This window comes from Wenjunlia tyrosinilytica, from assembly GCF_014646055.1.
Classification (GTDB): domain Bacteria; phylum Actinomycetota; class Actinomycetes; order Streptomycetales; family Streptomycetaceae; genus Wenjunlia; species Wenjunlia tyrosinilytica.
The window spans coordinates 97,882-111,547 of the sequence record NZ_BMMS01000004.1; the positions used below are offsets into that span (position 1 = coordinate 97,882).

A 13,666-nucleotide genomic window follows, 5' to 3' on the forward strand; every position below is an offset into this window, starting at 1 on the left:
GCGCAAAGAGGTGCGGGCCGACGACGCCGTTGTGACGGCTCCGCCGCCGAGCGGAGCCGTCGGGCGGAGCCGTCGGGCGGAGCCGTCGGGCGGAGCCGTCGAGCGGAGCCGTCGAGCGGAGCCGTCGAGCGGAGCCGTCGAGCGGAGCCGTCGAGCGGAGCCGTCGAGCGGAGCCGTCGAGCGGAGCCGTCGGGCGGAGCCGTCGAGCGGCGCTCCCGGGGAGAGCTTGCCCTCCGACAGCGGCAAATCGCCACGCTGTCGCCGCAGGCCCCCTCGCAACAGCCCGTCAGCGGACCTGATGTGGCAGCGCATGGAGGCCGAACGCGTCGCGCGGCGGCGGCCCTTGAGACCGGATGACGAGGTCCGCCGCCGTGTCGCCGCCCTGGCAGCGTGGACGTTCTCCCAGCCTTTTGAGTAGCCTCCGCGCCACCGGTCGGCTGGTGGACGCGCCCCCCGCGCCCCCCGGCGCTCGACGGCGCAACCGGGGTAACGCGCGTGGCTCCCTCCGATGCCGCCGCTCTTGTCTTTCGCGCGACAGCGCTCGGACACGGGCCTGCGGCCCGCGCGGAACCGGCCCAGGTGTCCCAGCCGAGATCTTCCTGACCGGGCTCCGCCGCGAGTGCGATGGTGTTCTCCTCGGTCGGTGGGTGACCGATCCCCGCATGACGAACGGGACCGGGTGGGAGTCCACCGGTCCCGTTCGCTCGTTCGGGGGGAGCGCCTGATCAGGCGATGCGTTCCAGCACGATGGGGGTGGGCTTGAACTCCGTGCCCGCCGGGGAGATCTCCACGCCGCCCTCCAGGGCGCGCAGCGCGTAGTCGAACTTCTCCGGCGTGTTCGTGTGCAGGGTCAGCAGGGACTGGCCCCGCTGTATCTCGGTGCCGGGCTTCGCGTGGATCTCCACGCCTGCCCCCTCCTGCACCGGGTCCTCCTTGCGGGCGCGGCCCGCGCCCAGGCGCCAGGCCGCGATGCCCACCGCGTAGGCGTCCAGGGCCGTGAGGACGCCGTCCGCCTCCGCCGTGACCACGTGGGTCTCCCGGGCCACCGGAAGGGTCGCGTCGGGGTCGCCGCCCTGGGCGGCGATCATGCGGCGCCAGTGGTCCATCGCCGAGCCGTCGCGCAGGGCATCGGCCGGGTCCTTGCCGTGCACGCCCGCCGCGGCGAGCATCTCGCGGGCCAGGGCCAGGGTCAGCTCGACCACGTCGGCCGGGCCGCCGCCTGCCAGGACCTCCACCGATTCCCTGACCTCGAGCGCGTTGCCCGCCGTCAGGCCCAGCGGGGTGGACATGTCGGTCAGGAGGGCCACGGTGTTCACCCCGTGGTCGGTGCCCAGGCCCACCATAGTGCGGGCGAGTTCGCGGGCGTCGTCGAGGTTCTTCATGAACGCGCCCGAGCCGACCTTGACGTCGAGGACGAGCGCCCCCGTCCCCTCGGCGATCTTCTTCGACATGATGGAGCTGGCGATCAGCGGGATCGCCTCCACCGTGCCCGTGACATCGCGCAGCGCGTACAGCTTCTTGTCGGCCGGGGCGAGGCCGTCACCGGCCGCGCAGATGACCGCGCCGACGTCCCGCAGAACCCCCAGCATCTCGTGGTTGGACAGCAGCGCCCGCCAGCCGGGGATGGCCTCCAGCTTGTCCAGGGTGCCTCCGGTGTGGCCGAGGCCGCGGCCGGACAGCTGCGGCACGGCCGCGCCGCACGCGGCGACGAGCGGGGCCAGCGGCAGCGTGATCTTGTCGCCGACGCCGCCCGTCGAGTGCTTGTCGGCGGTCGGCAGCGGCAGCGAGGAGAAGTCCATGCGCTCGCCGGAGGCGATCATGGCCGCCGTCCACCGGGCGATCTCGTCCCGGTTCATGCCGTTGAGCAGGATCGCCATGGCGAGCGCGGACATCTGCTCGTCGGCCACCTCGCCCCGGGTGTAGGCGTCGATCACCCAGTCGATCTGCTCGTCGCTCAGCGTGCCCCGGTCCCGCTTGGTGCGGATGACGGAGATGGCGTCCATGGCTACCGTTCCTTACGTCTCAAGATATTCGGCGCTGAAGGCGTCGGGGAGTATCTCCCTCAACGCCCGGATGCCGTGCGGGGTGTCGACCAGCAGCTCGGGGCCGCCGTGCTCCCACAGCAGCTGGCGGCAGCGCCCGCAGGGCACGATCGTGCGCCCGCGGTGGTCGACGCACGTGAACGCGACCAGGCGCCCGCCGCCGGTGGCGTACAGCGAGGAGATCAGGCCGCACTCGGCGCACAGGGCCACACCGTAGGCGGCGTTCTCGACGTTGCATCCGGCGACCGTGCGGCCGTCGTCCACGAGCGCCGCCGCGCCCACGGGGTACGTGGAGTAGGGGGCGTAGGCGCGGGACATGAGCTCCCGCGCCAGCTCCCGCAGACTCTCCCAGTCGATGGACCGGTTGTTCACTTGCCCTCGCCCCGCCTGTAGGGAATTCCGTCCGCCTTGGGCATGCGCAGCCTCTGCGAGGACAGCGCCAGCACCAGCAGGGTGGTCAGGTACGGCGCCGCGCTGATGAACTCCGACGGCACGTCGTCGACGGAGTAGTACCAAAGGGCCGACAGGCCCGCGACGACCAGCGCGGTACCGCTGTGGATGAAGCGCTTGCGGTACAGCTGCCAGCCCGCGGCCAGCGCCAGCACCACCGCGAGCAGGAGGAGCATCGAGTGGATGTTGTCGTTGCTGCGCAGCCGGAGGCTGTCGGTGAAGCCGAACAGGCCCGCGCCCGCGGCCAGGCCACCGGGCCGCCAGTTGCCGAAGATCATCGCGGCGAGGCCGATGTAGCCTCGGCCGCCGGTCTGGCCCTCGCGGTAGAAGTTGCCCGCCACCTCGGAGAGGAAGACACCGCCGAGTCCGGCGAGCCCGCCGGAGATGATCACCGCGATGTACTTGTACTTGTAGACGTTCACACCGAGCGTCTCGGCGGCGATGGGCGCCTCACCGCAGGAGCGCAGCCGCAGGCCGAACGGTGTGCGCCACAGCACCCAGTAGGTCAGCGGAACGAGCAGGACGGCCACGATGGTGAGCACCGAGATGTCGGTGACGAGACCGCCGAGGACGCCGGCCAGGTCCGAGACGAAGAACCAGTGCCTGTCATTGATGTCGGCGAGCCAGTGCGCCAGCCCCGGAACGGTCCAGCTGGGCAGCGGATCGATGTTGGGCGACTGGACGGGGGTACCGCCCTTGACCCCGTCGAAGGCGATCGCGGACGCGTACTGGGTGGCACCGGCGGCCAGGATGTTGACGGCCACACCGGAGACGATGTGGTTCACACCGAAGGTCACGGTGACGATCGCGTGCAGCAGGCCGCCGAGGGCGCCGCCGAGGACGCCCATGACCACACCGGTCCACGGGCCCCACTGGTAGCCGGCCCAGGCACCGAACCAGGTGCCCAGGATCATCATGCCCTCGAGGCCGATGTTGACCACGCCCGCGCGCTCGGACCACAGGCCGCCGAGTCCGGCGAGGCCGATGGGGACGGCCAGGGACAGCGCGGCCGCGATCTGGCCGACGGAGGAGATGTCGTTGGCGCCGGTGGCGATCCGGACGATCGAGTACAGAGCGAGCCCCGCGGCCGCGACGACCATCATCATGGACGGGGAGAGCCTGCGGGACGGCGCGGTCTTCTTCGGCTGCGACGCCGCCGGCTTGGATGTCGTGGACGGGACGCTCACGCTGCCACCTCTTCGGGGTTCTTCCTGGCGGCCTGGGCGAGCTGCTCGCCCACCTGCTGCTGCTGGCGGCGCAGGCCGTAGCGGCGCACCAGTTCGTAGGCGACGACGACGGAGATGACGATCAGGCCCTGCATGATCGTCGCGATCTCCTTCTCGTAGCCGTTGAAGTCGAGATTCGGCGCGGAGCGGTCGAGGAACGCCCACAGCAGGGCGCCGAAGGCGATGCCCACCGGGCTGTTGCGGCCGAGCAGGGCGATCGCGATACCGGTGAAGCCGATACCGGCCGGGAAGTCCACCAGGCCGTAGGAGTGCGTCTCGCCGAGCAGTTGCGGCAGGCCGATCAGACCCGCGAGGCCCCCGGAGAGCAGCATGCTGATGAGCACCATGCGCTTGGTGTTGACGCCGCTGGCCACGGCCGCGGAGTCGGAGGCACCGGCGGCCCGCAGGTCGAAGCCGAACTTGGTGCGGCTGAGCATGTAGTGGAAGCCGACGCCGAGGGCGGCGGCCACGAAGATGAAGCCGTAGACCTCCATGCGCTGGCCGTCGACGTCGACCCCGATGCCGGGGAACCACGCGGTGTCGTCCAGCGGGGTGGTGGTGACGTTGTTGCTGCCCGGAGGCTGCCTGCCGAGGATGTCGGTGTGCATCAGGTAGGCGATCAGGCTGGTCGCGATGGCGTTCAGCATGATCGTGGAGACGACCTCGCTGACCCCGCGCCTGACCTTCAGCAGGGCGGCGACACCGGCCCAGGCACCACCGACGGCGATCGCGGTGATGATGATCATCAGGATGTGCAGCGGACCCGGCAGGTGCATCGCGCCACCGGCCGCCGCGGCGAGCATCGCGGCGAGGCGGTACTGGCCGTCCACACCGATGTTGAACAGGTTCATCCGGAAGCCGATGGCGACCGCGATGGCGGCGATGTAGTACACCGTCGCGCGGTTGAGGATGAGCACCTGGACGTCGGCGCCCTGCGCGTACTCGAACATCAGCCGGAAGGCGTCGAACGGGTTCTTGCCGGAGATCAGCACGATCAGCGAGCTGAGCACCATCGCGAAGACGACGGCGAGCACCGGAGCGGCGATCCCCAGGATCACCCTGTCCTTGTCGAACTTCTTCATCGTTCCTCTTCCGCCCCTTCGCCGCTCGCGTCGGGCTCTTCACCGCTCGCGTCGTCGGCGGACTCTGTGTGCTCGAGGTGGCCCCTGGCGGCGCCGGTCATGGCGCTGCCGAGCTCCTCGGAGGTGACGGTCGCCGGGTCGGCGTCCGCGACCAGGCGGCCGCGGTACATCACACGGATGGTGTCGGACAGACCGATCAGCTCGTCGAGGTCGGCGGAGATCAGCAGGACCGCCAGGCCCTCGTGGCGGGCCTCGCGGATCTGGTCCCAGATCTGCGCCTGGGCGCCGACGTCCACACCGCGGGTGGGGTGGGCGGCGATGAGGAGCCGGGGTTCGTGGCTCATCTCGCGGCCGACGATCAGCTTCTGCTGGTTGCCGCCGGACAGGGAGGCCGCGGTGACCTCGATACCGGGCGTGCGGACGTCGTACTCCTTGACGATCCGCTCGGTGTCGGCGCGGGCGGCCTTGGGGTCGAGCCAGGGGCCCTTGCTGTTGGGGCGCTCGCCGACGTGGCCGAGGATCCGGTTCTCCCACAGCGGGGCCTCGAGCAGCAGGCCGTGGCGGTGGCGGTCCTCGGGGATGTAGCCGACGCCGCCCTCGCGACGGCGGCGGGTGGCCCAGGCGGTGATGTCGTCGTCGCCGAGGACGACGGTGCCGGAGTCGAGCTCGCGGGTGCCGATGAGCGCCTCGATGAGCTCGGTCTGGCCATTGCCCTCGACACCGGCGATACCGAGGATCTCGCCCTTGTGGATGGTGAACGAGATGTCGTCGAGGACCTTGCGGCCCTCCTCCTCGCCGCTGAAGGCCGCGAGGTTGAGGCCGGTCACCGTGAGCATCGGCACGTCCGTGACGGTGGACTCCCGGGTCTGCGGCGAGGGCAGTTCGCTGCCGACCATCAACTCGGCGAGCCGGCGGGCGTTGACGTCCGCGGGCTTGACCGAGGTGACGGTGGTGCCGCGGCGGATGACGGTGATCTCGTCGGCGACGGAGAGCACCTCGTCCAGCTTGTGCGAGATGAAGATGACGGTCAGGCCCTCGGACTTGAGCTCGCGCAGGTTCGCGAAGAGCGCGTCCACCTCCTGCGGGACCAGGACCGCGGTGGGCTCGTCGAGGATGAGCGTGCGGGCGCCGCGGAAGAGGACCTTGAGGATCTCCACGCGCTGGCGGTCGGCGACTCCGAGGTCCTCGACGAGGACGTCGGGGCGGATGCCGAGCCCGTAGGCGTCGGAGATCTCCTTGATCTTCTTCCGGGCGGCGTCACCGATGCCGTACAGCTTCTCGCTGCCGAGAACGGTGTTCTCGAGAACGGTGAGGTTGTCGGCGAGCATGAAGTGCTGGTGCACCATGCCGATGCCGCGGGCGATGGCGTCGCCCGGCGTGTGGAACGAGACCTTCTCGCCGTCGACCACGATGGTGCCCTCGTCCGGCTTCTGCATGCCGTAGAGGATCTTCATCAGGGTCGACTTGCCGGCACCGTTCTCACCCACGATGGCGTGCACCGTGCCGCGGTGGACGGTGATGTCGATGTCGTGGTTGGCGACGACGCCGGGGAAGCGCTTGGTGATCCCGTGCAGCTCGACGGCTACCTGAGAGGTGTCGACAGGGGGTTCGCCGGCCTGGGCGCTGGAGGCTTTGATGGCGCACTCTCCAGGAGGTGGGAAGTGGGAGGTGGCGGGGGGCGTGCGGGTCCAGAGACGTTACCGCGACACAGAAGATGCTACGCGCGTAGCGACCTGAGATTAACAGTCCTCGGCAGGCACGCAGAAGGCCCGGAGAAGAGCCGAAGCCACTTTCTCCGGGCCCCTTGCGTGAGGTGAGAGCGACCCTGCGTTACGGGGTGGTCCGCACCTTGATCTCACCGTTGATGATCTTCTTCTTGGCGGCCTCGATCTTGTCGACGGCGGCCTTGTTGTCGGTGAGCGTCGGGTTCGACTTCGCGTAGTCGACACCGCCGTCGGACAGGCTGTGCGGAACCACGCCGACCTGCGGCTTCTTGTCCTTCACCACGGACTTCACGAAGTTGTAGACCGCGCCCTCGGCGTCCTTCATGGCGGAGGTCAGGATGATCTTCTTGTACGGCGCCAGGGACGGCTGCTTGTACTGGTCCTTGTCGACACCGATGGCCCAGGCGGTCTTGCCGGACTGGGAGATGACCTTGATGGCACCGTCACCGGAGGCGCCGGCGGCCGAGTAGATCACGTCGGCCTTGGAGTCGAGCTGGCCCTTGGCGGCGTTGGCACCCTCGGTCGGGTCGCCGAAGCCCTTGCTGAAGTTGGGCGGGCTGGCCAGGTACTTCACGAGCACCTTGACCTTCGGGTTGGTGTCGTGGACACCCTGCACGAACCCGGCCTCGAACTTCTGGATCAGCGGGAACTTCACACCGCCGATGAAGCCGACCGTGTTGGTCTTGGTCTGCAGAGCTGCGGCGACACCGACCAGGTAGGAGCTCTGCTCCTCGGTGAACACCAGGTTGGCGATGTTCGGGCCCTTGTTGTCCGCGGCGTCGATGACGGCGAAGCTGGTCTTCGGGAACTGCTGCGAGACCTTCTTCACGGCGCCGGAGTAGACAACACCGACGCCGACGACCGGGTTGTAGCCCTCCTTGGCCAGCTGGACGAGGCGCTGGACCTTGTCGTCCTCGGACTCGCCCTCACGCGGGGTGAGCGACTTGCCCTTGATGTGGAACTCGTCCATCGCCTTCTGCATGCCGGCGTAGGAGGCATCGTTGAACGAGTTGTCGCCACGGCCGCCCACGTCGAAGGCGAGGCCGACGCCCTTGTCCCCGGAGGACTTGCTGGAGCTGCTGCTGCCGCCGCAGGCGGTGGCGGTGAGGGCGAGAGCCCCTACGAGGGTCACCGCGGCGAGCTTCGTTACCTGGCGCAAGAGGAGTTCCCTTCGCAAAGCGCGCCGTCCGGCGCTGGATCGTGCCGCAGCTTAACGCGCGTAGATGTCAGTGAAAGGGCCAGTAGCCGCAAACATCAGTGCTGTTATCGGATCGTCGTCAACCTGATGTTCGCTCTCCACCGATCGAGGATCGCCCGATCGGGAGGGAACCTCAGCCCAGGAGTACCGCCGCTGTGAACAGGTCGACACCCACAGCGATCACGCCCTCGTCCACGTCGAACGAGCCCTGGTGCAGATCCCGTCGGGAGGTGTCACCGGGGGGGCGGACCCCGAGCCTGGCCATGGCGCCGGGCACCTGCTCCAGATACCAGGAGAAGTCCTCGCCGCCGAGGCTCTGCTCGGTGTCCTCCACCGTGTGCGCGCCGAACCGGGCGGTCATGGCGTCCCGCAGCAGTTCGACCGAGTCGGCCTCGTTGACGACAGGAGGCACACCGCGGTGGTAGGTCAGTTCCCACTTCGCACGGTACATCGCCGCGATCTGGTCGATCACCTCGTGAATGAGGTCCGGCGCCTCGCGCCAGGCGGGCAGCTCCAGGCAGCGGACGGTGCCCTCGAGCTCGGCGTGCTGGGGGATGACATTGCAGGCGTGGCCGGACTGGATCCGGCCCCACACCACGCTCAGCCCGGAACGGGGGTCCACCCGTCGGGCCAGCGCGGCGGGAAGTTCGGTGGCCACCTTCGCCGCGGCCATGACCAGGTCGGTGGTCAGATGCGGGCGCGCGGTGTGCCCGCCGGGGCCGTCGAGGGACAGCACCAGGCGGTCGCAGGCGGAGGTGATGGCGCCCTGGCGCAGACCGATCCGGCCCACCTCGACCTTGGGGTCGCAGTGCAGGGCCAGGATCCGGCCGACGCCGTCGAGGCCGCCCGCCTTGATCACATCGAGCGCGCCGCCGGGCATCTGCTCCTCGGCGGGCTGGAAGATCAGCCGTACCGGCCGGGTGAGCTTGCCCTGGCAGGCGAGGCGGGCGAGGACGATCCCGGTGCCGAGGACGACGGCGGTGTGGACATCGTGGCCGCAGGCGTGGGCGCGGCCGGGCACCGTGGACCGGTAATCGACGGTCTTGGTGTCCGGGATGGGCAGGCCGTCGAGGTCGGCGCGCAGCGCGATGCGCGAGAGCGCGCCGTCGGACGGGCCGATGTCGCACAGCAAGCCTGTTCCGCCGGACAGGACGACGGGCTTGAGCCCCTCCTGTTCGAGCCGCGTCTTCACCGCGGCGGTCGTGCGGAACTCCTCACGGCCGAGTTCCGGATGCATGTGGAGGTCCCGGCGGAACGCGATGAGCTCGGCGTTCAGGCCCGCCGGGAGCTCACCGGCGGGGACGGCGTCGGGCATGGGCGGCGCTTCGAGTTGCGCCCGGAAATTTTCGGCCTCGTCGTCACTTGCTGCTGGACGATCGGCCGCACCGGGAAGTGACTGGCTCACCCCCGACAGGTTAGGCCGCATGACCGCTCCAGTTGGGTGATCGACAAAAATTTCCACCGTAGGGACTGGAAAAAGTTCCCCGCGGCCGCGTATCCAACCCTACAGACGGGTATGGGGCGACCTTAAGGGTACTTGGTCCCAATCCTGGGAGTCGGCGTCTTCCCCGGGGCCGTGTCTGCGGCTCGCTGCTTGGGGTGGGGCTTCGCTGACCGTCACTTCCCGCAGGTCTGGCGCCTCTTCCACTGTGCCCGCACGGACGGCGTGACCGCAAAGGCCACGCCGCTGCGCAGGGTCACCATTCGCCCCACTGGTGGAAACCGCCTGGAGAACGGCCTGATCACGCTCAGCCGCGCCCGTACCGGTCCTCGGCCTGCCAGCAGAACAGGAAGCCGCCGACGACGGCGACGACCGCCCAGATCCCCGCCGCGAACCATGTGTTCGCGGGGATCTGCTGGTAGCCGTCGATGAGGGCGAATCGGGCCAGTTCGATGTACACGGCCCCCGGGTTCCACTCCAGCATCAGACGTATCACGGCCGGAGCATGCTGGGTGACGTGCTCGACGCTGTAGAAGACACCGCAGCTGTACATCCAGGTGCGCAGGATGAACGGCACCAGCTCGCCCATGTCGTGCAGCCGGGCCCCGATCCGGGACATGAACATCGCCAGGCCCAGGTTGAAGACCGTCTGCAGCGCCAGCGCGGGCACGAGGCAGAGCCAGCGCAGGGTGACCGGCTCCCCCGTGCCCAGGACGAGCGCGAAGACGACGGCGAGGGAGAACAGCAGCTGCTCGAGCTGCACGATGGTCGCCGCGATGGGGAGCGAGGCCCGCGGGAAGTGCAGGGCCCGGATGAGCGGGAGCCGGTCCGCTATCGACTTGGTGCCCATGGACACCGACTCCCGGGTGTACGTGAAGACGAACATCCCGACGCTGAGGAAGGCGATGTAGTTGTCCCCGGTGCCTCCCTTCGCCTTCAGCAGCATCCCGAAGACGAGGTAGTACACGCCGACGCTCAGCAGGGGCGTGAGGATGTGCCAGACCTGGCCGAGCCGCGCTCCCGAGTACATCGAGGTGATGCGGGCGTGGGCGTACGCGGTGATGAAGTCGCGCCGCTGCCACAGCAGACGCAGGTACTCGCTTCGCGTCGGGCGCACGCTGCTCGGTGTGAGCCCGTATCTGGCCGCGAGCTGGGCCGAGGTGGCCTCGGGGGCGTCGCAGGCTTGCCTGCTCGTCCCCGCCGCCGTGGTGGGAGCGGTCGTCACAACTGCGCCACCGGAACGGGCACGGAGGCGACCCGGTGGAGGTCGCGGGCGGTGCTGGTCACATTGCGCAGGAAGCCCTGCGCGCGCTGCGAGGCGGTTCCGGTCAGCCACCGGGGGTCCACGTCGCAGGCGACCACGTTGATGCCGGTGCCGGCGAGCACGACCGGCAGGGTGTGCACGACGGTCGACGGGAAGCTGACGATGGTCGAGCCGATGGGGCCGCGCCTGGCCTCGATCTCCAGCGGCAGCTCGGGGCGGACGATCTCCAGACCGGTCAGCCCGGCGAGCCCGGCCAGCTTCGTGTCCTTCTCCCTGCGGTGCGCCAGGTAGCGGGTCGCGCGCTGGGAGCGGGCGAGCTCGGCGACCCCGGTGAGATAGCGCTCCTCGTCGACGACACCGGTCTCGACCAGCGAGGTGCCCACGAGGTCCACTCCCCCGGTGATGCGGGGCGGCCCGTAGTTGGCGCGGATCCACTCGAAGCGGTTGACCGAGAAGTGCACACCGGGCGGCGGGGTGACGGGCATCGAGCTGAACAGCTCGATGCGCCGGCGGGCGCTCGGGGTGAGGCGGCGCGAGGCCTGGGCGGCGCCCAGCGCGGCTCCGCCGCTGCGGTGCCAGCGCACCAGCGGGCGGCCCTCGGACAGGAGCGAGACGAACTCCATGGTGGCCGTTCCGTCGTCGACGACGGTGACCTCGCGGGCCGAGCGGGCGAGCGGCAGTATGGCCTGCACCAACCGCGAGAACGGGTCTCCGAGGACGAGCCTCCTGGCCGTGGCGACCCGGGGGGCGAGCAGCGCCGCGCTGCGCGCGAGTGCCGCCCTGGAGGTGCGCGCCTCGTACCAGCGCACGTGGTGGCCCTCGCTCTTCGCCAGGGCGGCCATCAGCTTCAGCTGGCCGTGGCCCACGGTGTCCTTGGGCGGGAGCACCGCGATGTCGAGGGGAGGACCCGCGGGGGCCTGCTCGCCGCCGGGCCTGCGGGGGGCGGGAATCACCCCCGCGGGACCGGCCGCGCCCTCCGCCGCCGCGGCCGTGATGCCGCGGCGGCTGTGCGCCCACTCCAGGAGGTTCAGCAACTGGACCGGGCTCTCCACGAGCGCCAGGGTCTCGGTCATGCCGGGACGCTCTCGCTTTCGCGTGCCTGCTCCTCGGCCACCACACCGGCGACGCGGCGCAGCTTCTTCATGGGGCCGAGCTCGCTGTCGTAGACCTTCTTCACACCGTCGCCGAGCGACTCCTCCACGACGCGGATGTCGCGGACGAGGCGCTGCAGGCCGCCGGGCTCGACGGACGCGGCCTGGTCGGAGCCCCACATCGCGCGGTCGAGGGTGATGTGGCGCTCGATGAAGGTGGCGCCGAGGGCGACCGCGGCGAGCGTGGTCTGCAGACCGGTCTCGTGGCCGGAGTAGCCGATCGGGACATTCGGGTACTCGGCCTGGAGGGTGTGGATCATCCGCAGGTTGAGCTCCTCGGCCTTGGCCGGGTAGGTGCTCGTGGCGTGGCAGAGCAGGATGTTCTCGCTGCCCAGGACCTCGACCGCGTGGCGGATCTGCCGCGGGGTCGACATACCGGTGGAGAGGATGACGGTACGGCCGGTGGCACGCATGGCGCGCAGCAGCTCGTCGTCGGTCAGCGAGGCCGAGGCGACCTTGTAGGCGGGGACGTCGAACTCCTCGAGGAACTCGACGCTCTGCACGTCCCACGGGGAGGCGAACCAGTCGATACCGCGCTTCTTGGAGTAGGCGTCGATAGCCGCGTACTGCTCTTCGTCGAACTCGACGCGGTGGCGGTAGTCGATGTAGGTCATCCGGCCCCAGGGGGTGTCGCGCTCGATCTCCCACTGGTCGCGCGGGGTGCAGATCTCCGGCGTGCGCTTCTGGAACTTGACCCCGTCGCATCCGGCATCGGCGGCGGCGTCGATGAGCGCGAAAGCGTTCTCCAGGTCGCCGTTGTGGTTGATGCCGATCTCACCGGTGACGTAGACGGGCTGTCCCGCACCCACCACACGGTTGCCGATGTTGCGCAAGCGGTTGTTCGAAGAAGTCATCAGGAGAGTTCCTTTCCGAGAATCCACGCCGCGATCTCGCGGATCGCGCCGTTTCCGCCGGAGGCGGAGGTGACCGAGCGGGCAGCCGCACGGACGACGTCGTGGGCATTGGCGACCGCGACCGGCCAGCCGACGAGGTCGAAGCACGGAAGGTCGTTCACGTCGTTGCCGACGTAGAGCACGCGTTCCGGGGCTACGCCCTCTTCCCCGCACCACTGCTTGAGCGCGAGGTCCTTGCGGTCGACGCCGTGGATCACCGGAAGCTTGAGCTTGCGGGCCCGGGCGGCGACGACCGGGTTGGTCTCCGTGGACAGGATCAGCACCGGCAGTCCCGCGCGGCGCAGGGCCGCGATGCCGAGGCCGTCGCCGCGGTGGACCGCGACCATTTCCCGTCCTTCGGAGTCGATCAGCACCCTGTCGTCGGTCTGGGTGCCGTCGAAGTCGAGTACGACCGCGTCGATGTCGTCGCGCGCCGGCAGGGAGCCGGGGCGGGCGGCGTCGAGCAGCGGGGCCAGCGCGCGGGCCCTGGCGAGGTCGCCGGGCTCGTCGATCTCCAGCACGCGGGCGGGGTCGGTGTGCACCAGGGCGGTGCGGCCGAAGAAGCGGTGCTGGTGCTCGCGCAGGCCGTCGCCCCGCATCGCGTAGGCGGCGCCGGTCTCCAGAAGGTCCAGCGGACGGTCCTGGCGGCGCGGGCGGCTGGCCTTGTCATGGTTGACGCCGTTGACGCCCGCGGCGCCGTCGCGCCAGATGAAGCCGTGGAACGGGGCCACGGTCAGGGCGGTGTCGGCGCCGTCGTCGACCACGGCGGCGATGACGCCGTCCACGTCGTCGGCGGTGATGAACGGGCTGGTGCACTGCACGAGCAGCACCACGTCCGGGTCGGCGCCGTGGTCGGCCGCGAACACGTCCATCGCGTGCACGAGCGCGGACTCGCTGGTGGCGCCGTCACCGGCGATCTCGGCGGGCCGCATGACGACCTCGGCCCCGGCGCGCAGGCCCGCCTCGGCGATGGCCTCGTCGTCGGTGGAGACCACCACGTGGGTGGCGCGGCGGGCGGCGAGGCACTCACGGACCGCGCGGACGACGAGCGGGGTGCCGCCGACCGGGAGGACGTTCTTGCCGGGGACGCCCTTGGACCCGCCGCGGGCGGGGACGACGGCCAGGACCCTGGTCATTGTTGCTCCTTCATTCGCGGTCACAGCTCCCCTTTTGTTCGCTTCTCCGCCCACTCGGC

The 13,666-nt window shown here is 70.0% G+C and carries 11 protein-coding genes; all 11 read right to left on the reverse strand.

Translation table 11 applies throughout. The annotated features are described in order from the left end of the window. Nucleotides 1–725 precede the first annotated feature (725 nt). The 11 genes from IEY86_RS05890 to IEY86_RS05940 all read right to left on the reverse strand — a co-directional run bounded on the left by IEY86_RS05890 (nt 726) and on the right by IEY86_RS05940 (nt 13,607). Nucleotides 726–2,003 (reverse strand): thymidine phosphorylase, encoded by a 1,278-nt coding sequence (locus IEY86_RS05890; protein ID WP_189130446.1) that lies wholly within the window; start codon nt 2,001–2,003, stop codon nt 726–728. A gap of 12 nt (nt 2,004–2,015) precedes the next feature. Beyond that, a complete protein-coding gene (locus tag IEY86_RS05895) occupies nt 2,016–2,414 on the reverse strand; it encodes a cytidine deaminase (protein WP_189130447.1) in 399 nt (132 codons plus the stop codon). Next, complete coding sequence (locus tag IEY86_RS05900) at nt 2,411–3,679, reverse strand: ABC transporter permease (protein WP_373286961.1); 1,269 nt, start codon at nt 3,677–3,679, stop codon at nt 2,411–2,413. Before IEY86_RS05900 ends, IEY86_RS05895 begins: the two co-directional genes overlap by 4 nt. After that, a complete protein-coding gene (locus IEY86_RS05905; RefSeq protein ID WP_189130448.1) occupies nt 3,676–4,800 on the reverse strand; it encodes an ABC transporter permease in 1,125 nt (374 codons plus the stop codon). Before IEY86_RS05905 ends, IEY86_RS05900 begins: the two co-directional genes overlap by 4 nt. Then, on the reverse strand, nt 4,797–6,437 hold the full coding sequence (locus IEY86_RS05910; RefSeq protein WP_189130622.1) for an ABC transporter ATP-binding protein: 1,641 nt from the start codon (nt 6,435–6,437) through the stop codon (nt 4,797–4,799). The genes IEY86_RS05905 and IEY86_RS05910 overlap by 4 nt, the downstream gene beginning before the upstream one ends. Before the next feature lie 193 nt (nt 6,438–6,630). Beyond that, on the reverse strand, nt 6,631–7,683 hold the full coding sequence (locus tag IEY86_RS05915) for a BMP family lipoprotein (protein WP_189130449.1): 1,053 nt from the start codon (nt 7,681–7,683) through the stop codon (nt 6,631–6,633). A gap of 172 nt (nt 7,684–7,855) precedes the next feature. After that, nucleotides 7,856–9,037, reverse strand: a complete 1,182-nt coding sequence (locus IEY86_RS05920; RefSeq protein ID WP_189130450.1) for an amidohydrolase — start codon at nt 9,035–9,037, stop codon at nt 7,856–7,858. Between the two features lie 433 nt (nt 9,038–9,470). After that, the gene (locus tag IEY86_RS05925; RefSeq protein ID WP_189130451.1) at nt 9,471–10,388 is read right to left on the reverse strand and encodes an ABC transporter permease; all 918 of its coding nucleotides are present in this window, start codon (nt 10,386–10,388) and stop codon (nt 9,471–9,473) included. Then, nucleotides 10,385–11,500: a hypothetical protein gene (locus IEY86_RS05930; protein WP_189130452.1), complete on the reverse strand. Its 1,116-nt coding sequence runs from the start codon at nt 11,498–11,500 to the stop codon at nt 10,385–10,387. The genes IEY86_RS05925 and IEY86_RS05930 overlap by 4 nt, the downstream gene beginning before the upstream one ends. Then, the gene (locus IEY86_RS05935; RefSeq protein ID WP_189130453.1) at nt 11,497–12,432 is read right to left on the reverse strand and encodes an N-acetylneuraminate synthase family protein; all 936 of its coding nucleotides are present in this window, start codon (nt 12,430–12,432) and stop codon (nt 11,497–11,499) included. Before IEY86_RS05935 ends, IEY86_RS05930 begins: the two co-directional genes overlap by 4 nt. Then, nucleotides 12,432–13,607 carry an acylneuraminate cytidylyltransferase gene (locus IEY86_RS05940; RefSeq protein WP_189130454.1) on the reverse strand — a complete coding sequence of 392 codons (1,176 nt, stop codon included), beginning with the start codon at nt 13,605–13,607 and terminating at the stop codon, nt 12,432–12,434. The genes IEY86_RS05935 and IEY86_RS05940 overlap by 1 nt, the downstream gene beginning before the upstream one ends. Between the last annotated feature and the right edge of the window lie 59 nt (nt 13,608–13,666).